The sequence below is a fragment of the Kitasatospora sp. NBC_01250 genome (assembly GCF_036226465.1).
Lineage (GTDB): Bacteria > Actinomycetota > Actinomycetes > Streptomycetales > Streptomycetaceae > Kitasatospora.
Genome location: NZ_CP108476.1, coordinates 2157069 through 2181610 on the forward strand (window position 1 = coordinate 2157069; position 24542 = coordinate 2181610).

The 24542-nt window shown below is 73.8% G+C and carries 26 protein-coding genes and 1 riboswitch; of the genes, 13 read left to right on the plus strand and 13 right to left on the minus strand.

Annotation, left to right across the window (positions count from 1 at the left end; translation table 11 throughout):
- The first annotated feature begins 125 nt into the window (after positions 1–125).
- Positions 126–1658, plus strand: coding sequence for an MFS transporter (locus tag OG500_RS08770; protein WP_327065864.1), 1533 nt, complete (start codon positions 126–128; stop codon positions 1656–1658).
- On the opposite strand, the gene OG500_RS08775 is transcribed toward OG500_RS08770, so the two are convergent.
- Entirely contained in the window at positions 1655–2854 is a 1200-nt protein-coding gene (locus OG500_RS08775) for a glycoside hydrolase family 16 protein (RefSeq protein WP_329578367.1), read from the minus strand. The two genes, OG500_RS08770 and OG500_RS08775, sit on opposite strands and share 4 nt — an antisense overlap.
- Positions 2855–2857: 3 nt before the next feature.
- Positions 2858–2989: riboswitch (cyclic di-AMP (ydaO/yuaA leader) on the minus strand.
- A gap of 303 nt (positions 2990–3292) precedes the next feature.
- Between OG500_RS08775 and OG500_RS08780 the strand changes: the two genes are divergently transcribed.
- The gene (locus tag OG500_RS08780) at positions 3293–3685 is read left to right on the plus strand and encodes a ribonuclease domain-containing protein (protein WP_442789125.1); all 393 of its coding nucleotides are present in this window, start codon (positions 3293–3295) and stop codon (positions 3683–3685) included.
- An 89-nt stretch (positions 3686–3774) separates the two neighbouring features.
- Here the strand turns inward: OG500_RS08780 and OG500_RS08785 are convergent, their stop codons facing one another.
- The 3 genes from OG500_RS08785 to OG500_RS08795 all read right to left on the minus strand — a co-directional run bounded on the left by OG500_RS08785 (position 3775) and on the right by OG500_RS08795 (position 6001).
- Positions 3775–4503, minus strand: coding sequence for a helix-turn-helix transcriptional regulator (locus OG500_RS08785; RefSeq protein ID WP_327065866.1), 729 nt, complete (start codon positions 4501–4503; stop codon positions 3775–3777).
- A gap of 117 nt (positions 4504–4620) precedes the next feature.
- The gene (locus OG500_RS08790) at positions 4621–5679 is read right to left on the minus strand and encodes a class I SAM-dependent methyltransferase (protein WP_327065867.1); all 1059 of its coding nucleotides are present in this window, start codon (positions 5677–5679) and stop codon (positions 4621–4623) included.
- Between the two features lie 127 nt (positions 5680–5806).
- Positions 5807–6001, minus strand: coding sequence for a DUF1059 domain-containing protein (locus tag OG500_RS08795; RefSeq protein ID WP_327065868.1), 195 nt, complete (start codon positions 5999–6001; stop codon positions 5807–5809).
- A 189-nt stretch (positions 6002–6190) separates the two neighbouring features.
- On the opposite strand from OG500_RS08795, the gene OG500_RS08800 reads away from it, so the two are divergent.
- A complete protein-coding gene (locus tag OG500_RS08800; protein ID WP_327065869.1) occupies positions 6191–6526 on the plus strand; it encodes a MoaF-related domain-containing protein in 336 nt (111 codons plus the stop codon).
- Positions 6527–6724: 198 nt separating this feature from the next.
- Here the strand turns inward: OG500_RS08800 and OG500_RS08805 are convergent, their stop codons facing one another.
- The gene (locus OG500_RS08805) at positions 6725–7384 is read right to left on the minus strand and encodes a TetR family transcriptional regulator (RefSeq protein ID WP_327065870.1); all 660 of its coding nucleotides are present in this window, start codon (positions 7382–7384) and stop codon (positions 6725–6727) included.
- Between the two features lie 139 nt (positions 7385–7523).
- Between OG500_RS08805 and OG500_RS08810 the strand changes: the two genes are divergently transcribed.
- On the plus strand, positions 7524–8288 hold the full coding sequence (locus tag OG500_RS08810; RefSeq protein ID WP_327065871.1) for an SDR family NAD(P)-dependent oxidoreductase: 765 nt from the start codon (positions 7524–7526) through the stop codon (positions 8286–8288).
- A gap of 28 nt (positions 8289–8316) precedes the next feature.
- Here OG500_RS08810 and OG500_RS08815 read toward each other — a convergent pair whose 3' ends face one another.
- The 4 genes from OG500_RS08815 to pdxR all read right to left on the minus strand — a co-directional run bounded on the left by OG500_RS08815 (position 8317) and on the right by pdxR (position 12138).
- Positions 8317–9261 carry a phosphotriesterase family protein gene (locus OG500_RS08815; RefSeq protein ID WP_329578371.1) on the minus strand — a complete coding sequence of 315 codons (945 nt, stop codon included), beginning with the start codon at positions 9259–9261 and terminating at the stop codon, positions 8317–8319.
- Positions 9258–9692 (minus strand): carboxymuconolactone decarboxylase family protein, encoded by a 435-nt coding sequence (locus OG500_RS08820; protein ID WP_327065873.1) that lies wholly within the window; start codon positions 9690–9692, stop codon positions 9258–9260. Before OG500_RS08820 ends, OG500_RS08815 begins: the two co-directional genes overlap by 4 nt.
- 49 nt (positions 9693–9741) lie before the next feature.
- On the minus strand, positions 9742–10320 hold the full coding sequence (locus OG500_RS08825) for a DUF4865 family protein (RefSeq protein WP_329578376.1): 579 nt from the start codon (positions 10318–10320) through the stop codon (positions 9742–9744).
- A 360-nt stretch (positions 10321–10680) separates the two neighbouring features.
- Positions 10681–12138: a MocR-like pyridoxine biosynthesis transcription factor PdxR gene (gene pdxR / locus OG500_RS08830; protein ID WP_329578377.1), complete on the minus strand. Its 1458-nt coding sequence runs from the start codon at positions 12136–12138 to the stop codon at positions 10681–10683.
- 100 nt (positions 12139–12238) lie between these two features.
- Between pdxR and OG500_RS08835 the strand changes: the two genes are divergently transcribed.
- Together OG500_RS08835 and OG500_RS08840 are read left to right on the plus strand one after the other, a co-directional pair.
- Positions 12239–13474, plus strand: a complete 1236-nt coding sequence (locus OG500_RS08835; protein WP_329578379.1) for an MFS transporter — start codon at positions 12239–12241, stop codon at positions 13472–13474.
- A gap of 45 nt (positions 13475–13519) precedes the next feature.
- Positions 13520–14377 (plus strand): NAD-dependent epimerase/dehydratase family protein, encoded by an 858-nt coding sequence (locus tag OG500_RS08840; RefSeq protein WP_329578383.1) that lies wholly within the window; start codon positions 13520–13522, stop codon positions 14375–14377.
- Positions 14378–14438: 61 nt separating this feature from the next.
- Here OG500_RS08840 and OG500_RS08845 read toward each other — a convergent pair whose 3' ends face one another.
- Entirely contained in the window at positions 14439–15806 is a 1368-nt protein-coding gene (locus OG500_RS08845; protein ID WP_329578386.1) for a carboxylesterase/lipase family protein, read from the minus strand.
- 109 nt (positions 15807–15915) lie between these two features.
- Between OG500_RS08845 and OG500_RS08850 the strand changes: the two genes are divergently transcribed.
- The 5 genes from OG500_RS08850 to OG500_RS08870 all read left to right on the plus strand — a co-directional run bounded on the left by OG500_RS08850 (position 15916) and on the right by OG500_RS08870 (position 21062).
- Positions 15916–16956 (plus strand): Lrp/AsnC family transcriptional regulator, encoded by a 1041-nt coding sequence (locus OG500_RS08850; RefSeq protein WP_327065879.1) that lies wholly within the window; start codon positions 15916–15918, stop codon positions 16954–16956.
- Between the two features lie 139 nt (positions 16957–17095).
- On the plus strand, positions 17096–17923 hold the full coding sequence (locus tag OG500_RS08855; RefSeq protein ID WP_329587461.1) for a gamma-glutamyl-gamma-aminobutyrate hydrolase family protein: 828 nt from the start codon (positions 17096–17098) through the stop codon (positions 17921–17923).
- Positions 17916–18617 carry a GNAT family N-acetyltransferase gene (locus tag OG500_RS08860; RefSeq protein ID WP_329578393.1) on the plus strand — a complete coding sequence of 234 codons (702 nt, stop codon included), beginning with the start codon at positions 17916–17918 and terminating at the stop codon, positions 18615–18617. Before OG500_RS08855 ends, OG500_RS08860 begins: the two co-directional genes overlap by 8 nt.
- Positions 18617–20101 carry a pyridoxal phosphate-dependent decarboxylase family protein gene (locus tag OG500_RS08865; RefSeq protein ID WP_329578395.1) on the plus strand — a complete coding sequence of 495 codons (1485 nt, stop codon included), beginning with the start codon at positions 18617–18619 and terminating at the stop codon, positions 20099–20101. The genes OG500_RS08860 and OG500_RS08865 overlap by 1 nt, the downstream gene beginning before the upstream one ends.
- Positions 20088–21062: a DMT family transporter gene (locus OG500_RS08870; RefSeq protein WP_329578398.1), complete on the plus strand. Its 975-nt coding sequence runs from the start codon at positions 20088–20090 to the stop codon at positions 21060–21062. The genes OG500_RS08865 and OG500_RS08870 overlap by 14 nt, the downstream gene beginning before the upstream one ends.
- 5 nt (positions 21063–21067) lie before the next feature.
- Here the strand turns inward: OG500_RS08870 and OG500_RS08875 are convergent, their stop codons facing one another.
- Entirely contained in the window at positions 21068–21673 is a 606-nt protein-coding gene (locus tag OG500_RS08875) for a hypothetical protein (RefSeq protein ID WP_327065884.1), read from the minus strand.
- A 206-nt stretch (positions 21674–21879) separates the two neighbouring features.
- Positions 21880–22353: a group III truncated hemoglobin gene (locus OG500_RS08880; RefSeq protein ID WP_327065885.1), complete on the minus strand. Its 474-nt coding sequence runs from the start codon at positions 22351–22353 to the stop codon at positions 21880–21882.
- Between the two features lie 89 nt (positions 22354–22442).
- Here OG500_RS08880 and OG500_RS08885 point away from each other — a divergent pair, with 89 nt between their 5' ends.
- The gene (locus tag OG500_RS08885) at positions 22443–22673 is read left to right on the plus strand and encodes an RNA polymerase subunit sigma-70 (protein WP_327065886.1); all 231 of its coding nucleotides are present in this window, start codon (positions 22443–22445) and stop codon (positions 22671–22673) included.
- A 2-nt stretch (positions 22674–22675) separates the two neighbouring features.
- Positions 22676–23263, plus strand: a complete 588-nt coding sequence (locus OG500_RS08890; protein WP_329578403.1) for a Clp protease N-terminal domain-containing protein — start codon at positions 22676–22678, stop codon at positions 23261–23263.
- Positions 23264–23291: 28 nt separating this feature from the next.
- Here OG500_RS08890 and OG500_RS08895 read toward each other — a convergent pair whose 3' ends face one another.
- Complete coding sequence (locus OG500_RS08895) at positions 23292–24326, minus strand: LLM class flavin-dependent oxidoreductase (protein ID WP_329578406.1); 1035 nt, start codon at positions 24324–24326, stop codon at positions 23292–23294.
- Between the last annotated feature and the right edge of the window lie 216 nt (positions 24327–24542).

The window sequence follows — 24542 nt, forward strand, 5'->3', positions numbered from 1 at the left end:
GCCTCCTGTCACCCCTTCGGGCGACGGGCGGCCGGTCACGGGTTCGTGCTCGCGGCCTCGGGGTAGGCGCGCAAGCCTGACGAGGGCGGGGAGCCGACGCCCGCCGGCCTGGAAAGGGAGCCGCCATGCCGCACGAGCCGACCACCGATGCCGGGTCCGGGAGGGGCGCAGGAGCAGTCCCCGCCGGGCCGGCCGCCGCCCCCGAGCGGCTGATCCGCACCCAGGTCCCCGCCCGGCTCGACCGGCTGCCCTGGTCGCGGTGGCACTGGCGGATCGTGATCGGCCTGGGCACGGTCTGGATCCTGGACGGCCTCGAGGTCACCATCGTCGGCAACGTCGCCGGGCGGCTGTCGGAGCACGGCAGCGGGCTGGCGATCAGCACCGGCCAGGTCACCACCTGGGCAGCCGCCATCTACGTGGCGGGCGCCTGCTGCGGGGCGCTCTTCTTCGGCCGGCTCACCGACCGGTTCGGCCGCAAGAAGCTCTTCATGCTCACCCTCGTGGTCTACCTCACCGCGACCGCCGTCACCGCGTTCTCCTGGACGGCGTGGTTCTTCTTCCTCTGCCGCTTCTTCACCGGCTTCGGCATCGGCGGCGAGTACGCGGCGATCAACTCGGCCATCGACGAGCTGATCCCGGCCCGGGTGCGCGGGCGGGTCGACCTGATCATCAACGGCAGCTTCTGGGTCGGCGCGGCGATCGGCGCCTTCGCCTCGATCGCGCTGCTGAACACCGCGCTCTTCGCCACGGACATCGGCTGGCGGCTGGCCTTCGCGATCGGCGTGGCCCTGGGCCTGGTGATCCTGCTGGTGCGCCGGCACGTGCCGGAGAGCCCGCGCTGGCTCTTCACCCACGGGCGCGGCGAGGAGGCCGACCAGCTGGTCGACGAGATCGAGCGGACCGTCACCGAGCAGACCGGCGAGCCGCTGCCGGCCCCCGAGGGCTGGGTGACGGTGCGCGAGCAGGGACCGGTCAGCTTCACCACGGTGGCCCGCACGGTCTTCCGCAGCTACCCCAAGCGCACCGTCCTGGGCCTGGCGCTCTTCGTCGGCCAGGCCTTCCTCTACAACTCGGTCACCTTCGGCTACGCGGTGATCCTGACGACCTTCTTCAACGTCCCGCAGGGCGACACCGGTTACTACTTCGCGGTGATCGCGGTGGGCAACTTCTGCGGCCCGCTGCTGCTCGGCCACCTCTTCGACAGCGTGGGCCGCAAGCCGATGATCGCCGGGACCTACCTGCTGTCGGGGGTGCTGCTCTTCGGCACGGCCGCGCTCTTCCAGCAGGGCCTGCTCAACGCCACCACCATGACGGCCTGTTGGGTGGGCGTGCTGTTCTTCGCCTCGGCCGGCGCGAGCGCCGCCTACCTGACGGTGAGCGAGGTCTTCCCGCTGGAGGTGCGGGCGCTGTGCATCGCGTTCTTCTACGCGGTGGGCACCGCGCTGGGCGGCATCACCGGGCCGCTGCTCTTCAACGGCCTGGTGAACAGCGGCAAGCCCGCCGACACCACGCTCGCCTTCTGCATCGGCGCCTCGCTGATGGCGGCGGCCGGGCTGGTGGAGGCGGCGATCGGCGTCCGGGCGGAGCGGCTCTCCCTGGAGGAGTTGGCCGCTCCGCTCTCCGCCGTCCAGGGGCAGGAGGCCGGCGCCGAGGCCTAGCGGTAGACCCGCACGTAGTCCGCCGCGAAGGTGATCGGGGCGGAGCCGCTCGGGCCGGGGTGGTACTGCCCGGCGCTGATCGACAGGTTGAGGATCAGGTTGGCGGACCAGTTGGCCCCGACGCCGGTGTTGTCCGAGTAGACCTTGACCCCGTTCACGTACCAGTCGACGGAGTTGGCGCCGTAGTAGGTGCCGATGGTGACCCACTGGCCGGGCTTCACGTCGGTGGCGTCGGTCAGGTAGTCGTGCGCCGGGTTGACGTGGTTGGTCAGCTCCAGCAGGTTCGGGTTGTCCGGGTGGTACTCGAAGGAGTCGATCTCGCTGCCGCCGTTCGCCCAGGTCCACAGCGCGGGCCAGGCGCCGGGCGCGGAGGGCATCTGCACCCGGGCCTCGGCGTAGTCGCCGGTCTTCACCTTGAAGCCCTGCTGGGTGCCCTCGGTGGTGAGCAGGCCGGTGGTCCAGGCCTGCTTGCCGTTCTCCAGGGTGTGGCTGGAGGGCTGGGCGGTGAAGGTGGCCACACCGTTCGCCACCGAGACGTCGGACGGGTCGAGCCAGTCGAGCTTGTTGTCGTCCGGGTTGTGGGTGCCGTACTTGTACGCGGTGGTGGTGCTGTCGTTCCACTTGGTGGCGTCCAGCGGGCCGTTGAACTCGTCCGACCAGGTCAGCGTCTTGCCGGCGACCGGCGAGCCGCCGGTGGCGGGCGGCGTGCTCGGCGACGGCGAAGGCGCGGGCGTCGGGGCGGGGGCCGGGGTGGAGGTGGGGGTGCCGGCCGCCGAGACCGTGAGGGTCTGCGTGGTCAGGTTGTGCCAGGCACCCGCCTGGTCCTGGAAGAAGCCGAAGATCTGGTACGCACCGGCCGGGAAGCTGCGCGCGCCGGTGGTCAGCGAAAGGCCGCTCGGGCAGATCTGCTGGTTGCCGAGGTTCCCGGGGAAGTCCAGGTTGTTGCCGGCGGCGTCGCGCACCCCGACCCCCACCGTCTTCGCGGTGAAGCAGGAGGCGGCGTGCAGGGTGAGCGCGGCGGTGGTCGAGGCGCCGGCGGTGGCCGTGGCGGGGGTCAGCCGGTCCTGGGTGACCTGGGGCACGGCGGTGCCGGACGTACGGGCCCAGGCATCGGCCTGGCCGACGACGGGCACCGCGAGCAGGCCGAGCGCTCCGACGACGACGCCGAGGCGCAGCGGGGTGGAGGTGGGTATCACGGGGAGTCCTCTTGCGACGCCTACGAGGTGAGCTGTCGGGTTCGGGCCGCAAGATGGCCCGGCCACCGACGGATTCCGGTGGCGGCTTCACCCCTAGCCGGGCGTGCCTGGTGGGCCTGCGGGCGCAGGCGGGCGGGGCACGGCTGGCACTACCTGGGTCCCCCGCTCCTGCCTGGTGCGGTGCTCCGGGGCCGGCCACCGGCAGGCAGGACTCGGCGGTCCCGGGGGCTGGGCCCGCCGCTGGGTGGCGGGCGCCAGCAGGGTAGGCAGATGACATGATCATCATCAATGTCAGGCGAGTCACACCTGTCACACCAGCACCGAAAGCGACGCCATCGCATCACCTGGACCGCCATCCAGTTACATGGACATGAAAAGTCTCTTGGCGTGCTCCCAGCACCTTCCCAGACTTCCTGACGCTCCCCCAGACTGCTTGCCATGCAGACTCTTCTACGCGCGTTGAAGTCGCGTGCCGCCTCCGTGGTCACCGTGAGCATGCTCACCCTGGCCCCCACCGCCGTCTTCGCCGCCGACGCCCACGCGGACGTCAGCGGCTCGATCTGCCAGTCGGCGCTGCCGAGCCAGGCGGACGACACGCTGAACCTGATCGCCCAGGGCGGCCCGTTCCCGTACTCCGAGGACGGCGAGACCTTCCAGAACCGCGAGGGCGTGCTGCCCAGCGAGCCGAACGGCTACTACCAGGAGTACACGGTCGTCACGCCGGGTGCGCCCACCCGCGGCACGCGCAGAATCATCACCGGCGAGGACGGGTCGGACTACTACACCTCCGACCACTACGAGTCGTTCTCGCTGATCGACTTCAGCTGCTGAAACCGGCGCTGAAGCGGACCCCGAAGCGGGTCTGAGCCCGTCGAGCCCCCGTTGAGCCCCGGTCCCCGCAAGCACGCGGGGACCGGGGCTCAGCCGGTGCCGCGCCAGGCCGCCGCGGCGGCCACCCGGCTGTGCACCCGCAGCTTGGCGTAGGCGTGTTCCAGGTGCTTGTCCACGGTGCGGGTGGAGACCGCGAGACGGCGGCCGATCTGCTGGTCCGTCAGGCCGTCCGCGAGCAGGTCCAGCACGGCGGCCTCGCGCGCGGTGAGGTCGGCGGCCGGCGCCCGCGGCGGGGGTGCCAGCCGCTCCAGGGCGTGGGTGAGCCGGGCCCGCAGCAGGGTGGCCGAGGCCAGGTCGGCGTCCGGGAAGTCGCTGCCGGACCGGTTGACGATCAGCGCCACGGTGCGCCGCCCGGCGCTCGTCCAGCCGGCCGGGAAGGCCATCGCCAGCTGGTACTCCGCACCGGCCGGGCCCAGCGCCTCGCCGTAGGTGCCCAGCCGGTGGTACTCGGTCCGGGACTGCAGGTCGCTGCGGCGCAGCGGGACGCCGCTGCCGCCGTTGGTGTGCACGAAGAGCGGGTCCGCCGGGGCGTACCGGAAGAACGCGGCCAGCGTCTGCGGGCTGAACAGCGCCTGCGGCAGGGTGACCGGATGGCGCCCGGTGGGGGTGCGGGTGGACCAGGTGAGGCTGTCCCCCGGCACGGCGCGGAGCAGCACCGGAAACAGCGCCGGCAGCAGGGTCTCCTCGTCGACGGCGTCGATCAGCAGGTCGATCACGGCGCAGATCCGCCGCAAGCCGGCCTCCCCGGACGGAGTCACGCATCGAGCGTGCGCCCACCGGGGAGGCCGGGTCAAGCCGGGCCCCGACAAGCCCGGCTGCGGACCGCCCGCCCAACGAGGCGATCATGTGGGAGAGGAGCAACGGTGACCGGTCGGCTACCGGCTGGCGGCGTAGACGCGGTTGAGCGGGCTCTCGGCGGCCAGCTTCCAGTGGTGCAGGCCGGCGTCGTCGGCGAGGTGGCGCATCGCGTCCTCACCGGCGTGGTTGCCCATCGCCTGCGGCCCGTGCTGGGCCAGCGCGGAGGGCAGGCAGATGGCGACCGAGGCGGAGACCACGGCGCGGCCGATCGGGTTGGCGTTCGCCCGGACGTCGGCCGAGACGTTCGGTTCGACGATCATGCAGGCGCCGTCGGGGGCCAGCGACTGCTCGGCGTGGTGCAGCGCGCTGCCGGGGTCGCCCATGTCGTGCAGGCAGTCGAAGAAGGTGATCAGGTCGTAGCCGTCCCCGGGGAAGTCCTGGGCACCGGCCACCTCGAAGCTGACCCGGTCGGCCAGCCCCTGCTCCTTGGCCAGCTCGTTGGCCGCCTCGATCGAGGGCCGGTGGAAGTCGAAGCCGTGGAAGTGCGAGGCCGGGTAGGCCTTGGCCATCAGCATGGTGGACCAGCCGTAGCCGCAGCCCACGTCGGCGACCTCGGCGCCGGCGGCCAGCTTGCGCTCGGTGCCGTTCATCGCGGGGATCCACTCGGGGACCAGGGCGCCCGCGTAGCCCGGGCGGAAGAACTTGGCGGTCCCGGCGAAGAGCGCGTCGCCGTGCTCCTCCCAGCCCACCCCTCGCCCGGTCCGAAACGCCTCCATCAGCACGTCCTCGGTGCCGTAGAGCGCCTGCATCATGGTGAAGAAGCCGGCCGCGTAGGTCGGCGCACCGGGGTCGGCCAGCACGGCGGCGTGCTCGTCGGGCAGCAGGTAGCCGTCGGTCGCCGGGTCGTACTCCACGTACTCGCCGGCCACCTGCGCGGCCAGCCACTCGCGCAGGTAGCGCTCGTGCAGGCCGGTGCGCTCGGCCAGCTGGGCCACGGTCATCGGTCCGGCGCCGGCCATCGCGCTGTACAGGCCCAGCCGGTCGCCCAGCGAGGTGCACAGCCCGGCCATCGCGGCGGCGCCGTCGGACACCACTCGGCCCAGGAACTCCATCACCTTGTCCTCGTCGACCGCCATCGCGGCCACCTCCTCGGCACTCCCCCTCACTCCAGCAGAGCGCACCCGTCCCGGGCCATACGGGATTCTCCGTACGGCCCGGGACGGGGTGAGGGTGTTGTTGTCAGGTGTGCTGTCAGCTCTGCTGTCAGGTGTGCTGGAGGACCAGTTCGTCCTTGAGCGTGGCGCGGATCTGGTCGCGCAGCTCCTGGGTGTCCTGGTGGCCGTGGACCGAGACCGCGTGTTCGGCGGCGGCGCGCACGACCTCCTCCTCCTCGCCGGAGATGGCCAGGGTGCAGTTCATCTCGCTCGGGTACTCCCGGCAGTCGACAACCTTGCGCATGATCGACCTCCCGACCAGCCACGGTGCCCCACCCGTCGGCCGGCCACCCGCTGGCCGGAGGACCGGCGGGCGGTGGCACGGGGCGTGTCGCGGAACCATTGTCCCTCCATGCCGCGGGTCGGATAGCTTTGGGAGCGCACCAATGCCCCGGCCAAGCTCCCCGGATCACAGACGAGGACCTCCACCAGCATGACCGAGACCGCTGCCCTGCCCGGCTTCGCCGGCCGGACGTACCTCTTCCAGGTCGACAACGGCGCCGCCTTCCGCAACGCCTACTCGGCCGACGGCACGCGGCTTCGCTGGGAGGGGCTCGGCGAGTCGGCCGGCCAGTGGGAGGACGTGTCACTGCACGTCGCACTGGTCGCCCCCGACGTCTACTTCGTCAGCTGGACCGAGCGCAGCGGCCTGACGGTCAGCCATGTGATGGACCTGGTGACGATGACGGTGCGCGCCTTCTGGACCTACGAGGGCGAGGGCGGCCGGGTCGGCGAGCTGCACACCGGCACGCTGGAGCCGCTGGCCTGACCCCGCGACACCCGCGACACCCGCGACACCCGAGCCGACCTGGCCCCGCCGGACTCCTCCGGCGGGGCCGGTTGCGTCCGGAGCCGTTGCCGGCAGCGCTCGGTGCGCGTTCCGCGGCCCGCCTGACGCGGCCTGCCTGACACCGCCTCGGCGGACGCCGCGTCAGCCCGTCGCCCCACCTCGGCCCGTGGCGCCGTCTCAGCCCGTGGCGCCGTCGAAGAGCCGCAGCCCCGCCGTGAGCTCGCGCAGGCAGCGCGCGGCGAGCGGGCCCGGCGCAGCCGGGCCCTCGGCCGGCTCCGGGGCCGCCGCCCAGCTCTCCAGCGCGACCCGGATCGCGGCGGTGGCGGCCGCCGCCACCAGCCGCACCTCCAGCGGGTCGACACCCGCGCCGCAGCGTTCGGCCAGGATCGGGACCAGCGCGTCCTCGGAGTCCTGGTGCACCGCCTGCCAGATCCGGCGCAGTCCCGGATCGGTGAGCAGCGCGCGCGTCCAGCGCAGCGCCTCGGCGGCCCGCGCGTCGGCCGGCGTGAGCGCCTCCACCGCCGCCCGTTCCAGCACCTCGGGCACCGCGAGCCCCGCCGGCGCGGCGGTGATCGATGCCAGCCAGCGCTGCCCGCCGGCCGCGAGCAGCGGGGCGACGGCCTCCTCCTTGGTCCGGAAGTACCGGTAGAAGGTGCGCAGCGCGACGCCCGAGGCGCGCGCGATCTCCTCGGCGCTGGTGGCCTCGGCGCCGCGCTCGGCGAAGAGGGCGGCGGCCGTGGTGGCGATCTCCAGCTGGGTGGCGGCCCGTCGGCGGTCGGTGAGCGAGGGCCGGTCGGCCGGCGCTGCCTGCTCGGTCGGGGCGGGTCGGTCGGTCATGCCCCCACGCTACGCCACACCCGGCCCATATGGCATGCCATGACGAAGTGGCACAATGTGCCATCTCGGCGTACCGTGACTCGGGTGGCCGCGGGCAGCGGTCGCCGCACCTGAACAGCCCTGAGATCGGAGCACCCCCATGCAGCGCTTCACCGGCCGTCGCGTCCTGATCACCGGCGCCGGCTCCGGCATCGGCCGGGCCACCGCCCACCGCCTGCTCGCCGAGGGCGCCCGCGTCGTCGCGGTGGACGTCAACGAGGCCGGCCTGCGCGAGACCGCCGAGCGGGCCGCCGCCGAGGGCACCGCCGAGCGGCTGACCACCGCCGTCCTGGACATCTCCGAGGAGGAGTCGGTCCGTGCCGGGGTGGCCGCCGCCGTGCGGGCCCTGGGCGGCCTGGACGTGCTGGTCAACGCCGCCGGCATCCTGCGCTCCTCGCACACCCACGAGACCAGCCTGGAGTTCTGGAACACCCTGCTGAAGGTCAACCTGACCGGCACCTTCCTGATGACCCGCGAGGCGCTGCCCGCGCTGCTCGCCTCGGACTCCGGCGTGGTGGTCAACTTCAGCTCCACCTCGGCGAGCTTCGCCCACCCGTACATGGCCGCCTACGCCGCGACCAAGGGCGGCATCCAGTCCTTCACCCACGCGATCGCGCAGGAGTACAGCAAGCAGGGGCTGCGCGCGGTCTGCGTGGCGCCGGGCAGCATCGACAGCGGCATGACCAACAATCCGGGCCTGCCCACGGACGCCGACTTCAGCCTGCTGGCCAAGCTCGCGCCCGCCCTCGGCGCCGGCTTCGCGGGCCCGGAGACGGTGGCCGGGGTGATCGCGATGCTGGCGAGCGAGGACGGCGCGTTCGTCACCGGCACCGAGATCCGGATCGACGGCGGCACCCACATGTAGGTAGCACCCGGTGCCGCCCGGCCGCGGGTCAGCCCCGCCAGTGGGCCGCGAAGGCGCGGGCCGGGTTGTGGCGCAGGATCAGCTCGGTCTGCTCCTCCCCCAGCTCCCGCAGCAGCCGCGGGCGCAGGCCGGTGAGCAGGAACGGCATGCCCGGACCCTCGGCCGTGGAGCGGGCACTGGCCACCACGGTGTCGCCGCCCAGCAGCAGCCGGTCGCCGTGCCCGGCCCCGGCCAGCTCGGCCAGCGTCTCCAGCAGCCGCCAGTCGGTGGCGTGGTTGACCCGGGACGGTCCGTCGAACGCCAGGTAGGCGCCGGTGGCCGCGAGGTCCCGGTGCAGCAGCGGGTCCGGGAACCGGTTGAGGTGGCCGAGCACCACGGCGGCCGGCGGCACGCCGAGGCGGTCGCAGAGCAGCTCCACCACGTCGGCCGCGCCGGTGCCCAGCTCGTGGTGGACCGCGATCGGGGCGCCGGTGGCGTGGTGCGCGCCGGCGGCCGCGGTCATCGTGCGGCGGGCGTGCTCGTCCAGGCCGTGGTAGCCGCCGGCCACCTTGATCAGGCCGGCCCGGGGGCCGGGGCGGTCCGTCGGAGCGTGGGCGGCGATGCCCTCGGTCAGCTCGGCGACGAAGAGGTCGGCGAGGGTGTCCAGCGGCGGGAGCTGCGCGTAGTGCGCCGCCTGGTGCAGGCCGGTGGCCGCGACCAGGTGCACACCGCTCTCGGCGGCCAGCCGCACCAGCTGGTCGGGCCGGCCGCCCAGCCCGTGCGGCGTCCACTGGATCACCGCCTGCCCGCCCGCCGCCCGGAAGGCCGCCAGCTCGGCCGCCGCGGCCACCGGATCGTCCAGCTCCTGCCCCGGCAGCCGGACGCTGCGGAAGAAGAGGTGGTCGTGCGCGTCGCAGACCCCGAGCTCGGCCGGGTCCAGATCGCCGAGGACGGTGCGGACCTTCGCCGCCGTGCCGGCCGGTCGGGTGCTCATGCGGCGGCCGCCTCGTCCAGCGCGGCGAAGGCGGCAGCCGCCACCCGCAGGGCCGCCAGCGCCTTGGGGGTGCCGATGTAGGGGGCGAGGTGGACGAAGACCTCGACCACCTGCTGCCGGGTCAGCCCGACCCGCAGGCTGCTGCGGATGTGCCCGGCGAGCTGCGGGTCCACCCCGCCGAGGGTGGCCAGCGCGGCCAGGTTGAGCAGTTGGCGGTCCCGGTGCTCCAGGCCCGCGCGCTGGTAGGTGCCGCCGAAGAGGCTGGTCACGATCCAGTCCGCGAAGCCGGGTGCGAGCTGCTCCAGCGCGGGGAGCGCCGCCTGCTGGGTCGGGCGGTCCTGCAGCTCGTCCAGCAGGCGGTAGCCGGCCGAGCGGTCGACGACGGCGCGGGCCAACTGGTCGGCCAGGGCGGTGGTTTCGGTGTCGTTCACGGGGACGTCTCCAGGCGTGGTCGGGTCGCGGCAGTCATCTGACGGTTCGTCACCAGTGCTGCCCGCGCGGCAGCTCGGCCAGCTCGGGCCGACTGAGGTGCAGGACCTGGTAGCGCTCGCCGTGCCCGGGGCCGGGCGGCTCGCTCCAGAGGGTGAAGGTGACCAGCTCCCAGCGGTCCGGGTCGACGGCCAGTGCGGTGGTGTGCACGCCCGCCAGGCCGGTCGGCAGCGCGGCGCGGGCCCGCTCGATCTCGGCGGCCGGGTCGGCGTCGGGCGCGAGCGGTTCGAGCAGCCGGGTGGCGGCGATCGCCTCGCCGGCTCGCGCCGGACCGTCCTCGACGGCCAGGCCCAGCCAGGAGCGGACCCGCGGCCGGCCGAAGTCCCGGCTCAGGCCCTGAAAACCGGGGCCCCGGAGAAAGCGGTTCATCCCCCGCACGGCCCGCCAAAGGTAGAAGGGCGCGTACTGATTCACCGGCGACTCCACCCGCCCGCGCTCGCGCACCAGATAGGCCTTCACCGCCAAGTCCGGGAAGTCGTCCAGCAGGTGGCCGCGCTCCGCGACCCGGCGGCGAATGATGTCCATGTCGTAGTCGGCCGGCAACGTGATCTCGTACTGCATCGCATGCATCGTGGCTCCCCTGTCCGTTATGCGGGTACGACCGATATCGGGCGGGCGGACCCGGCTCGACGTGCGGATCCGTCGCTGCATGATCTCCCGCGGGACTTAATGTACATACTAGTAGGTACATTCGCTACTCATTAATGAACAAAAGACTGGACAGGGACATGCAGACACGGGATAGTTGCCCCGGAATAGGTGAATCTTCATGCGTTGTTACGGGTCCGACGGGCGATTGTTCTTCGATTCCAAGGCGCATGCGGACGCGGACTTCTGCTCCGCCTCTCCCCCCACCGGACCGCCGCCCGCCCGCACCCCCACGCGGGCGGGCGGCTCCCTGTCCGGCGGGCCGCGCCGGGCGCACCGCCGTCAGAGCCGCCGCTCCGGTCCGTACAGCCCCTGCAACGCCCCGACCAGGGCATCGAGGGCCGCCGGGTACGCGTGCGCGGGCGGGGTCGCGTAGCCGACCACCAGCGCGGTCGGCGTGCCGGCCGCCCCCGGACCGCGCAGGTAGTCGCTCAGCGGTCGGAGCAGCACCGAGGCCCGGCGGAGCACGGCGGCGATCTCCCGTTCGTCCCGGTCCGGCTGCGGCGGCAGTTGCAGGAGCGCGTGCAGGCCGGCCTCCATCCCGGTCAGCCGGGCGCGCGGCAGCCGCTCGGCGACGGCCGCGGCCAACGCGTCGCGCCGGCGGCGGTAGCTCCTGCGCATGGTCCGCAGATGGTGGTCGAAGGCGCCGGAGCCGATCAGGTCGGCCAGGGCCAGCTGCTCCAGTGTGGAGGTCTGCCGGTCCGCCAGCCGCTTGGCCGCCGTCAGCGGCTCCAACAGCGGTGGCGGGCAGGCGATCCAGCCCAGCCGGACCGCCGGGCCCAGCGACTTGCTGAGCGAGCCGGCGTAGACGACGCGGTCCGGGCGGCGGCCCTGCAGCGCCCCCACCGGGCGGCGGGCGATCGGGGTCCGGCCGGCCGGGGGCTGCGGGAGGAACTCGCCGTCGTAGTCGTCCTCCACGATCCAGCCCCCGCACTCCTCGGCCCAGGCCAGCAGCGCCGCCCGGCGGCCGGGCGAGAGGCCGACGCCGAGCGGGAACTGGTGCGCCGGTGTGCAGAGCACCGCCCGCACGGCGCTGCCGGACAGCGCGTCGACCCGCAGGCCCTGGTCGTCGACCGGGAGGTCGAGCACCGGCAGCCGGGCCGCGACGGTCGCCAGGTGATCGGGCATCCCGGGGTTCTCCATGCCCACGGCCGGCACACCGGTCTCCGCGAACGCGGCGGTGAGCAGGCCGAGCGCCTGGGCGAAGCCGGAGCAGATCACCAGGTGCTCCGGGGCGACCCGGACCCCGCGCACCCGCCCGAGGTAGCCGGCCAGCGCGGTGCGCAGCTCGATCCGGCCGCGCGGGTCGCCGTAGCCGAACGCCTCGGCGGGCGCCTCGTGGATCGCCCGGCGCAGCGCGCGGGCCCAGGCGACGCGGGGGAAGGCGGAGACGTCGGGGCGCCCCGGGCTCAGGTCGTGGCGGAGCCCGGGTGCGGCGGCGGGCGGGCCCGCGGACGGCCGCGGGTCGGGCCCGGCGTCCTCGGCGACCCGGGTGCCGGCCTTGGTACGGGCGGTGAGCCAGCCTTCGGCGATCAGCTGCTCGTAGGCCTGGCTCACCGTGCCGCGGGAGAGGCCGAGTTGCTCGGCCAGGTGCCGGGTGGCGGGCAGCCGGGCGCCGGGCGCGAGGCGGCCCTGGCGGATCGCGGTGCGCAGCGCCTCCTCGACGGACCGGCGGCGGCTGCCCCGGGCGCCGGGCGGGCCGGTGTCGACCAGCTCGATCAGCAGGTCGAGGCCGGGCACGGGCTCATCCGGGGGTGTGGCTGGAGGCACGGGATTGGCTCACTTCGCGGGGGTGTTTTTGGTCCATGATGATGGTCCTTTCTGCTTCTAGTTTGAGCAGGTGACCACACATCGGACCGCCGACCCGGGGGAACTCGGCACCACCGGCGCCCCCGCCGCCTCCAGCGCCGCTGCCGCTCCCGGTCTGTCGCGGCCCTTGGTGCTGCTGCTCGCCACGGCCTGCGGGCTGGTGGTGGCGAACAACTACTACGCCCAGCCCCTGCTGCCCGCGCTGGCCGGCAGCCTGCGGGTCTCCAGCGGTGTGGCCGGGCTCTGCATCACGCTGAACCAGCTCGGTTACGCGCTGGGCCTGGTCTTCCTGGTGCCGCTCGGCGACCTGCTGGCCCCGCGCCGACTGGTCGTCACCATGCTCGCCGTGGACACCCTGGCGCTGGCCTCGGCCGCGCTGGCCCCCGGCGCGGGCAGCCTGCTGGCCGCGCTGGCCGTGGTCGGGCTGACCGGCTCGGCCGCCAGCGTGCTGATCCCGCTCGCCACCTCGCTGGCCCGCGAGGACCAGCGCGGCCGGGTGGTCGGCATCCTGATGACCGGCCTGCTGCTGGGGGTGCTGCTGGCCAGGACCGCCTCCGGCGCGCTCGACCAACTGGCCGGCTGGCGCGCGGTCTACGGCCTCGCGGCGGCGGCCACCGGGCTGCTCGCGCTGGCCCTGCGGCTGCGCCTGCCGAAACTGCCGGCCCGCCAGGGGCAGAGCTATCCGCGCCTGCTCGCCTCGGTCGCCACCCTGGTGCGCACCGAGCCGCTGCTGCGCAGCCGGATGGCCAGCGGGGCACTCGCCTTCGGCTGCTTCCAACTCCTCTGGACCGGCCTGCCGTTCCTGCTCAGCGACCGTCCGTACCACTACTCGGCCGCCACCATCGGCCTGTTCGGCCTGCTCGGCGCCGCCGGTGCGCTCGGGGCCCGGCCCATCGGGCGGCTGCAGGACCGCGGGTCGGCGCACCCCGCCACCGGGCTGCTGCTGCTCACCCTCGCGTTCGCCTGGGCCGCGCTGGCCGGCGGCCACCACCTGCTCCCGCTGATCGCCGGGATCCTGCTGCTGGACGTCGGGGCCCAGGGCCTCAACGTGCTCAACCAGGCGCGGATCTACACGTTCCCGGTGGCGCTGCGGTCGCGGGTCACCACCGCCTACATGACCGCCTACTTCCTCGGCGGCGCGGTCGGCGCCACCGCCGCCGCGACGCTGTACGCCGCGGCCGGATGGCTCGGCAGCTGCCTGACCGGGCTGGGGCTCACGGCGGTGGCCGGCGCGCTCTGGCTGGGCGACCGGCGGGCCGCGAACTGACCACTCACCCCACCCCGTTCCACCGTCTGCTCATCGGAGATCCACATGCGCGTCTTCCTCGCCGGGGCAACCGGCGCCATCGGCCGGCTCCTGCTGCCGCTGCTGCTGACCGCCGGCCACCAGGTGGTGGCCGGCTCGCGCAGCGAGGAGGGCGCCCGGGCCCTGCGCGCGCAGGGAGCCGAGGCGCTCCGGCTGGACGTCTTCGACCGGGCGGTGGTCGAACGGGCCGTGGCGGCGGCCGCGCCGGACGCCGTGGTGCACCAGCTGACCGCGCTGAGCGGTCTCGACCTCACCGAGAACGCCCGGATCCGGCGGGAGGGGACCCGCAACCTGGTGGACGCCGCGCACCGGGCCGGGGTGCGCCGGATCGTCGCCCAGTCCATCTCCTGGGCCTACCAGGGCGGCGACACCCCGGCGACCGAGGCCACCCCGCTGGACCCCACCACCGAGCAGCCGCGCGCCGCGACGGTCGGTGGCGTGCGCGCGCTGGAGGAGGCCGTGGCCGAGCTTCCCGAGCACGTGGTGCTGCGCTACGGCACCCTCTACGGCCCGGGCACCTGGTACGCCGAGGACGGTCTGATGGCCGAGCGGCTGCACCGGGGCGAGCTGGCCGCGAGCGAGGCGGTGAACTCCTTCCTGCACGTCGAGGACGCCGCCCGGGCGGCGCTCGCGGCGCTGGAGTGGCCCAGCGGCACGGTCAACGTGGTGGACGACGACCCGGCCCCCGCCCGGCTCTGGGTCCCGGTGCTGGCCGCCGCCGTCGGGGCGCCGACGCCGCCGGCCGCGGCCGGGCGGGCCGCCTGGGAGCGCGGTGCGGACGGCACGCTGGCCAGGACCGCCCGCGGCTGGCGGCCGACCCGCGCCTCCTGGCGACAGGGCTTCACGGAGCTCGGCCGAGGCTGAGGCCGGGAGCGGGGCCGGGGCCGCGGCCGACCCGGGTGGCGCGGGCCGGCCGGCGAGACCGTCAGGCGAAGCGCCGGACGTCGGCCTCGCTCCGGTACGGCGCCCAGCCCCCGTCCGGGGCGCCGGTGGCCGTGAAGGCGGCCAGGGCGCGGGCGAAGGACTCGCCCAGCGCGCGGTCGGCCGCGCTGACCCCGCCCAGCATGGGGGCGGCTGCGAAGGCGTCGAAGGTGCCGAAGAGGAAGGGCAGTTCGGCGCAGTGCGTGACGCCGGTGCCCAGGTCGTCGGGCACCGGGCGGCGGTCGAAGCGGTAGACGTACGCCGGGGTGCCCTGGGCGGCGCGGTGCTCGGCCAGCTCGGTGGCACCGGCGTGGAAGAACCCGCGGGTGACGGCCCCGGCGACCTCGCCGCGCAGGCCGAAGGCCGTCATCTCGTCGGTGGTCGTGCCCAGCAGCAGGTCCTTGCCGCCCAGCGCGCCCGCGGCCACCGCCGGGAGCAGCGGCTGCGGCAGGCCCGCGCCGCCGAGGACGGGGTACATGGGCGGGTTCGGGTCGCCGGACCCGGCGCGGTCGGCGGCCAACCGGCGGTAGGCGTCGAGCAGGCGCTCGGCGGGCAGGGTGCGCAGCTCCTCCCAGCCGGCCCGCCCCGGGGCCGTGCCGAGCAGGCGCAGGAAGTCGGCGGCGGACCCGGCGGCCTCGTCCGGGCCCTGCGGGCGCATGCCCCAGGGGCCGCTCTGCGCGATCACCCGGCGCACCAGGCCGCCGGTGGCGGGGTCGACCGCCAGCGCGAGGGCCGAGTAGGCGCCGGCCGACTGGCCGCCGACCGTGATCGCCCCCGGGTCGCCGCCGAACGCGGCGATGTTCTCGGCGACCCAGCGCAGCGCGGCGCCCTGGTCCTGGCAGCCGGGGTTGTCCGCGCCGAACTCCGGCTGGTAGAGGTAACCCAGCGGACCCAGGCGGTAGTTGGCGGTGACCACGACGATGTCGCCGAGGGCGGCGAGCCGGGCGCCGTCGTACCAGTCCCAGCCGCCACTGCCGCTGCTGAAGCCGCCGCCGTGGAACCAGAGCAGCACCGGGCGCGGCGCGGCCGTGGCGGCGTCCAGGGCCGGCCGGGGCGTCCAGACGTTGAGGGTGAGGCAGCCCTCCTCGTCCCAGTCCGGCGTGCGCGGACCCATCACGACCTCCAGCCGGGACGGGCCCTGCGGCACCGCCGGGCCCGGGCGCACCGCGTCGCGCACCCCGGACCAGCCCGGCTGCGGGCCCGGAGCGGCGAAACGCAGCGCGCCCACCGGGGAGGCCGCGTACGGGACGCCGCGGAACGCCGCCACCGTCCCCTCCACCGTGCCGCGCAGCAGCCCGTGGGCGGTGGCGAGCACCGGCCCCGTGCCGTCCGCTCCGCTCGTGCTGCCCGTTGCGCTCGTTCCGTCGGTCATGGCCCGTCCCCTTTCGTCGTGCTGACGTCCCAGGTGTACGACCTCCCGGCAGGACCGGGCCATCACAGGGGGCCCGGCTTCCGAAAGTGCGTCACCGAAGCACTCTAGAATGCCGAATGTGCGCCAATCGCTGGACCAGACCGACCGCCGGATCGCCGCCGCGCTGCTGATCGCACCCCGCGCCTCCTGGCGCACCCTCGCGCACTGCCTGGAGCTGTCCGAGCGCACGGTGGTCCGCCGGGCCGGGCCGCTGTACGCCGACGGCACGCTGCGGGCCACCGTGGTGCGCAGCCCCGCCCGGTTCCCCGCGCTGGTCCCGCTGGCGCTGCGGGTGCGCTGCCGCCCGAACCGGGTGCGGGCGGTGGCCGCCACGCTGGCCCGCCGGCCCGACACGGTCTGGGTGGACGTGCTGGGCGGCGGCGACGAGATCAGCACGATCCTCTTCCTGGACGGCCCCGAGGCCCGCAACACCCTGCTGCTGCGCGACCTGCCCGCCACCGCCGCCGTCGCCTCCTGGACCGCGCACACGCTGCTGCGGGTCTTTCCGACCTCGTTCCACTGGAGCGGCGGCCTGCTCTCCGCCCAGGAGACCGCACTGCTCCAGGCGACCGATCCGCTGCCGGCCGACGCGCCCGGGCCGGAGGCACCGGACGTACCAGACGCACCGGACGCACCGGAGGTGCCCGCGGTCACCGAGGCCGGCGAGGCGCCGGGCGACGCCGCGCTGATCGAGGCGCTGACCGCGAACGGCCGGGCCGGCTGGACCGAGCTGGCCGCCCGCACCGGCCTCGGCCCGCTCACCGCCCGGCGCCGGGTGGCGGCGCTGGTGCGCGGCCACGTGGTCCGGCTGGCCACCGAGGTGGACCTGGCCCTGCTCGGCTGCCAGAGCGAGGCGCTGCTCTGGCTGACCGTCAGCCCCGGCGCGCTGGAGGCCACCGGGCGGACACTGGGCCGCCACCCCCGGGTCCGGTTCGTCGCCGCCACCACCGGCCCCGCCAATCTCCTGGTGGCGGTGGCCGTGGCGGACCTCAGCGCCCTGTACGGGTTCCTGACCGGGACCGTCGGCACCCTGACGAAGATCACCGGCATCGAGACCACGCCGATCCTGGCGACCGCCAAGCGCACCGGGCTGACCCGTCCGGCCTGGTGAACCCACGCGCTCGCGCGGCGTCAACCAGGCTGCCGGGCAGTGGAGTTGTCCCACGTCGGCGGCGCGCGCCGGCGGACCCGAACCGGGCCCGTCCGATCTTGCGCAGCCGACGTGGCGTCAGTTAGCGTTCCTCTTGTTCGTGTTCCATCACGTGCACGATTTCATGGGGCGGGTCATGCAACCCAGGATCGGTATCACCGCGCGATTACGCCGGTCAGTGCAGAGCCACTGTGTCCACCAGGCCTACGTCGACCAGGTCGCCCGGGCAGGCGGTGTACCGATCGTCATTCCGTTCGGCGACGAAAAGCTCTGCGAACCGGTGCTGTCCGCACTGGACGGCCTTCTGCTCACCGGCGGCGAGGACATCGATCCCGCCTATGCCGACGGAACCCCGCGCCAGCCCGGATACGACTACCACCCCGACCGGGACGCCTTCGAACTGCGCCTGGCCACCCTGGCCCTGGCGGCCGGAGTGCCGGTCCTCGGCATCTGCCGCGGTTGCCAGGTGCTGCACGTCGCCACCGGGAACCGGCTGATCCCGGACATCCCCGAGGTCACCGACGGCAGCGTCGCACACCGGCTCTCGCTCACCGAACCGTCCCGACACCTGGTCACCCTGGCCGCCGAGGGCGTGGTGGCGCGGGCCTACGGGGAGCGGTCCCGCTGGGTCACCTCCTACCACCACCAGGGGCTGACGATGCCCGAGGCCCCGGATGCGCGCTGGCGGGCCACCGCGCATTCCGAGGACTCGCTCGTCGAGGCCATCGAACAGGTCGAGGGCGGCTGGGCCGTCGGCGTGCTCTGGCACCCGGAGCTGCCCGCGACGACGAATGGCGGCGAAATCCCTGTGCCGGCCGACCCGTTACTGCCGGACTCGTTGCCGGCCGACCCGTTACTGCCGGACTCGTTGCCGGCCGACCCGTTGATATCCGCCTTCGTCACGGCAGCGAGGCAGCCCCGTGTTTGAACTCCGCCGCCTCGCCCCCGAGGATCTCGGGCTCATTCTGGAACTCCAGGAACGCATCCGTTCCGGCCTCGCCGACAAGGCGATTTTCCAGACCAGTTCGCCGGAGTTCATCTCCTACTGCCTTGCGGAGGGCGGCCATTGCTACGGCGTCTCGCGCGGCGGCGAAACGGTCGCCTACCGCATGGTGTACTTCCCGCGCGATCGTGAGTTCAATCTGGCCCGGGACACCCCGCTGCCGCCCGCCGAGCACCTCCGGGTGGCGCACTGGGACACCATCGCCGTCCTTCCCCAGTGGCGCGGATTCCAGTTGGCCAGGCTGCTGAACACCCGGGCGCTGGCCGACCTGGAGCAGACCGACATCCGTCACCTCCTCTCCACCAGCTCACCCGCCAATCCGCACGGGGTCCGTTCGCTGATCGAGACGGGTTTCAGGCCGGTGCGGCTGGTGCGGAAGTTCGGCGGCAAGCTCCGCTTCCTCTGCTACCGCCCCAGCCCGGCCGGCTGGCCCGCGGCCGCCGGCCCGCGGCGGACCGTCGCGCTCGGCGCCACCGAGGAGTTGGAGCAGGCCTTCCGGGACGGGTGGACCGGCACCTCCCTCGTGATCGACGACTCCGGGCCCTGCCTCGCCCTGCGGCTGCAGCCCGCTCCGTTCGACGTCAGCGGGGCCGGCGCAGTCAACAGAGGGGACACCTGATGGGCCACGAGACGGCACCGCTCGATCCCGCCGACTGGGAGGAGTTCCGGGCGCTGGGCAAGCAGATCGTCGACGACATGGTCGACTACCTCGCCGGCGTCCGGGACCGCCCGGTCTGGCAGCCGGTACCGGACGCCGTCCGTGCCCGCCTGGCCACCGAACTGCCGCGCACCGGGGCGCCGATGGCCGCCGTCTACCAGGACTTCTGCGAGTCGATCCTGCCGTACCCGCGCGGCAACATCCACCCGCGCTTCTGGGGCTGGGCGAACGGATCCGGCGTGCCCATCGCCGCCTACGCCGACCTGCTCGCCTCCGTGATGAACTGCACCCTCGGCTCCGGCGAGAACGCGGCCATGCTGGTCGAGCGGCAGGTGATCGACTGGCTGATGCAGGCCTTCGACTGGCCCGACACCGGCTCCGGGGTGCTCACCAGCGGCTGTTCGATGGGGCAGATCATCGCCCTGGCCGCCGCGCGCGAGGCCCGCACCGGCGGCTGGGACGTGCGCCGCGACGGCAACCTGGCCGGCCCCCAGCTCACCGTCTACGGCTCCACCGAGACGCACCACTCGGTCGAGAAGGCGGTCGAACTGCTGGGGATCGGGCGGACGTTCTTCCGGCAGATCCCGGTCGACGAGGACTTCCGGATCGAGGTGACCGCGCTGCGCGAGGCGATCCGCGAGGACCGCGCGGCGGGGTTCCACCCGCTCTGCGTGGTCGGGAACGTCGGCACCGTCAACACCGGCGCGATCGATCCGCTGGAGGAGCTGGTGACCCTCGCCCGCGAGGCGGGCCTGTGGCTGCACCTGGACGGCGCCTTCGGCGCGTTCGCCTACCTGCTGCCGAGCCACCGGCGGCTGCTGGCCTGCCTGAACCAGGCCGACTCGCTCGTCTTCGACCTGCACAAGTGGCTCTACCTGCCGTTCGACGTCAGCTGCGTCCTGGTCAACCGGCCGGACGCCCTCGAAGCCGCCTTCAGCTCCACCGCCGACTACATCAGCCGCACCGACCGCGGGCCGGCCGCCTACGAGGTGGCGTTCTCCGACCGGAGCATCGAGCAGTCCCGCCGGTTCCGGGCGCTGAAGGTGTGGTTCGCGCTCCGCACCCACGGCATCGACGCCTTCGCCGACGCGATCGCGGGCAACATCGAGCAGATCGCCCGGCTGACCGAACTCGCCGACGCGTCCGAGGCGTTGGAGGTCGTCTCGCGCAGCCGGCTGAACATCGCCACGCTGCGCTACGTCTGGCCGCAGGGCGGGGCGCAGGCACTGGACCAGGTCAACCGGGAGATCCTGTCACAGCTCCAGGTGGGCGGGCTGGCGATGCCCTCGCACACCGTGATCGACGGGAAGTTCGTCATCCGGGTCGCCAACAACAACCACCGGACGACGACGGCCGACATCGAGTTCCTGGTCGACCGGATCCAGGCGATCGGCGACCGGCTCACCCGGCAGCTGCCCGCGGCCCCGAGAGGTGATTCCCGTTAGGTCAGGCACGTACTCGGTCGGGCTGCCGGCGGCGCTGGTCGCCACCGCGCTGTGGGGATTCACCTTCCTCGGGCCCGCCGTCATCGCCCCGCTCAACGTCTACTACCTGGTGGTGGGCAGGTACGCGGTCTTCGGCGTGATGTCGCTGACCGTCCTGGCGCTCAACTCCGACCGGGCGCGGGCCCTCGGGGTGCGCAGCTTCCTGACGGCGATGCACCTGGGCGTGGTCGGGTACATCGGCTTCTACCTGCTGCTGTCGCTCTCCACCAGGATCGGCGGCGGGGTCCTCGCCTCGACCCTGACCGGACTGATCCCCGCGATGGTCGCGCTGGCCTCCAACGTCTTCGAGAAGGCACTGGGCTGGCGCCGGCTGCTGCTGCCGATCGCCGTCATGTCCGGCGGGCTGCTGCTGGTGGACAGCGCCTCCTCCGCCGCCGACCGGGCCGGCCTCTCCGCGGGGCGGACCCTGCTCGGGATCGTGCTGGGCGTCTCGGCCTGCCTGGCCTGGGCGTACTTCGTCATCGCCAACGGCATCGTCCTCAAGCGCGCCAAGACCCCCGTCGACAACGCGGTGTGGACCGCGAGCATCGGCACCGGCGCCTTCGCCGCCTCGCTGCTGCTGGTGCCACTCGCCCGCGCGGGCGGCGGTCCCTCGCCGTTCCACGACACCGGGACCTTCTGGCGCTACCTGGCCTGGTGCGCCGCCCTGGCCCTGCTCGGCTCCTGGTGCGCCACCTGGTTCTGGAACGCGGCGACCCGACGGCTGCCCACCACCGTCATGGGCCCGATCATCGGGATGGAGGCCGTCTTCGGCGCGGTCTTCAACCTCATGCGGGAACGGCGCCTGCCCACCTCCCCCGAGCTGTGGGGCGGCCTGCTGGTCGTCGGCGGCGTCTTCCTCTGCGCCTACCTCTTCAACCGCGCACTGGCGGAGGCGAGGCGCAGCGAACCGGCCGAATAGGGCGCTCAGGACATCGCGACCACGACGGCCGCGCAGACGACGCCCCCCGCGCACGCCAGGCCCCAGAGCACGCTCAACGCCCCGTACAGCGCCTCGCGTCCCCACCGGAGGGAACCGGTGTCGATCAGGCGTCGAGCGGACCTCGACACCCGGGGCATCGGGAGGCTCGCGTCACGGCGCTGCAGCGCCTCCCGCACCAGCCGGTAGCCGTCGCTGCCGCTCAGACCGAGCCGGACGCCCCGGTGGTCCCGCACCATGAGCATGGGCGGCGAGTAACCGCGCGAGGTGTACTTGTACATCCTGATGCGGGTGATCCGAGCGAGGTCCACGGTCCGCCGACCGCTCAAGGTCCGCCCCGTCACCAGGTTCGGGTCGGCAGGGTCCACCCACACCTTCGTCCCGGCTTCGCACCGCATCGGGAAGAAGGCGAGATGGAACCCGGAGATCAGGCCCAGCAGGAGGATGCCCGGCGGATCCGGATCCGGCCGCACCCACAGTGCCGGCGCGAACCCCAGCACGAAGGTCACGGCCATCTCGATCGCCGCCTGCCGCCGCGATCTTCGCAACGCCGCCTCGGCCGGTACCGCCTGCCCACCCCGCACGATCTTCATGGGCGGTGAGCGTACTGACCAGGACGACGAAGAGGAAACGAAGTTGAGCGAAGTCAGAGCGGGTCCACGAGGAGAGCTACCGGGCCTTCGGGTTCGAGCTGATCGACGCCCCGGCCGCGCCGACGGACCGGCGGGTGGCCCTGGTCCGCCGGGCCCTGACCGCGCTCGGCTGCCCGGCGGGATCCGGCGGCCCCGGAGCCTGACGCTCAGCCGGGGCTGCGCAGCAGGACGGCGGAGAGCGGGACGAAGCCGCCGGGGCCGCCCGTCGCCGGGTCCTCGCCGGAGGTGCGGCGCAGCATGGCCAGGGCGATGCGCTCGCCCTGGGCCTTGGCGCGGTCGGCGAGCGGGCCCCGGTGCAGGCCGTCGACGGCAGCGCTCCAGAGCTGCACCCAGCGGCCGAAGTGGGCGGCGGTCAGCGGCTCGCGCTCGTGCAGGGCCGCGTGGGGGGCGAAGGCGTTGCGGCGGTAGGCGGCCGAGCGCAGCAGGGCACTCTCCCAGAAGTCGGTGATCCGCGGGAGGTGGGCCGCCAGGTCCATCCGGGCCACCTCGGTGAAGTGCGGGCCGATCAGCGGGTCGGCGAAGGCGGCGGCGTAGAAGCGGCGCAGCAGGTGCTCCAGGTCGGACCGGGTGGCGATGTCCGGCTCGGCCGCGCCAGAGCCGGCGGCGTCAGGGTGCGGCATCGGGGGCCTCCTCTGCGGTGGACGCTCGGCAGCAACCGTAACTGTCAACCTTGGTTGACATCCTTCCGCCGTCAACCTATGTTGACAGCATGAGTGAGACCACCCAGCTCGCCGCGGACGCGAGCAGCCGCGACCCCGCCATCGGCCTGCGGGCCGTGCGGGCCCTGCGTGACCTGGCCGACCGCCTGGAGGACCTCCAGGTCGGCAACGCCCGGGCGCACGGCTGGTCCTGGCAGGAGATCGCCGCCTGCCTGGGCGTGAGCCGGCAGGCGGTGCACAAGAAACACGCCCGACGCCCCCACTTCCTGGACGGAGAGTGACCATGTTCGACCGCTTCACCCCGGCCGCCCGCGACGCGGTCTCGGTGGCCCAGTGGGAGGCCACCCGGCTGCACCACCCCTACCTCGGCACCGAGCACCTGCTGCTCGGCCTGCTGCACCACCCCGAGGACAGCTCGGTCGCGGTCCTGGTCGAGCTCGGTCTCGACCTGCCGACGGCCAGGGCCGGCGTCGTCCGGCTGCTCGGCGACGGCACGGCCGGCGGCGACGCCGAGGCGTTGGGCAGCATCGGCATCGATCTGACGGCGGTGCGCGAGGCGGTGGAGGCCGGCTTCGGACGCGGCGCTCTGGACGGCCCCGCGAGCCGGCCGGAGAAGGACAAGGGCCCCGCCGGCGGACGGGTGCGGTTCAGCGATCGCGCGAAGAAGGCCGTGGAGCTGAGCCTGCGGGCCGCGCTGGCCCGCAGGAGCAAGGCGATCACACCGGGCCACCTGCTGCTCGGGGTGCTCCAGGAGGCCGCCCTCGGCCCGACCCGCGAGCAGCGCCAGGGCCTGGCGGCCCGGGTGCTCCAGGACCACGGCCTGGCGCTCACGGCCGTCCACGCCGCCGTCCTCGCCACCGTCGACCGCTGAACCGGCTGGACCGGCCGGACCGGCCGGGCTAGGGCCGTACCCGCGCGGGCAGCTCCCGACGGATCACCGGCGCCACCTCCGAGGCGAACAGGGCGAGCTGGTCGTGCTGCAGTTCCTCGGTCAGCGCGTCCACACCGATCCCGACCACCTCGTTGCCGAAGGCCTCGTGGTACCGGTGGATCTTCTCGATCACCTGCTGCGGGCTGCCGACCAGGGCCGAACCGCGCTCCAGGGCGTCCTCCAGCGAGGCGAACGGCGAGTTGTTGTGCTTGCCCGCGGCCGAGTTGAACAGCGCGTCCCAGTAGGGGCGGAAGCCCGCCACCGCGTCCTGCGAGCGCTTGGCGAGGAAGAGCCCGCCGAAGCCGGTGCCCACCACCGCCTCGCGCGGGTCGTGGCCGTAGTGCGCCCAGCGCTCGCGGTAGTGGTCCACCAGCGCCCGGTACTTCTCCAGCGGGTGGAAGCTGTTGGCGGAGAAGAGCGGATCGCCGTAGCGGGCGGCCAGGTCGGTGGACTGCCGGCTGGTCGCGCTGCCGTGCCACACCGGGATCGGCTGCTGGTAGGGCCGTGGGTAGCTGGTCACGTTCGTCAGCGCCGGGCGGGTACTGCCGGCCCAGTCCACCCCCTCCTCGCGCCAGAGCCGGTGCAGCAGGCCGTAGTTCTCCGCGAGGGCGTCCCACTGCCGCTCCTCGCTCAGCCCGAACAGCTCGAAGTGGCGCGGGTCGTTGCCCTTGCCGATGATCAATTCCAGGCGCCCGGCCGACAGTTGGTCGAGCATCGCATAGTCCTCGGCGACCCGGACCGGATCCAGGACGCTCAGCACCGTCACCGTGGTGAAGAGCCGGATGACGCTGGTCCGGGCCGCGACGGTGGCCAGCAGCACCGGCGGCGCCGGCGACAGGAAGGGCGCGCCGTGGCGCTCCCCCACGCCGTAGCCGTCGTAGCCCAACTCCTCGGCGGTGACGGCCTGGTCGATGACGTTCTGGTACTTCTCGTACGCGGTGTACTGGCGTCCGGTGACCGGATCGGGGCCGTTGGAGAGCAGGGACGAGACGATGAACCGCATGGCGGTGACTCCTCGCTGAGCCGAGAGAGGGGAGGGCGGAACGGAAGCGGGGCGCACGGATGCACCGCGAGGTGCGCGGCGGTGCACCGCGAGGTGCGCGGCGGGCGGAGCCGGGGAGAGCGGTCCTCAGCAGCCCGGACGCGTCAGCGCGCCGCGACGACAACAGCGGCGCGGGAGGCGGCCGGTGACCGGACGACGCATCGGACCCACCCCTCC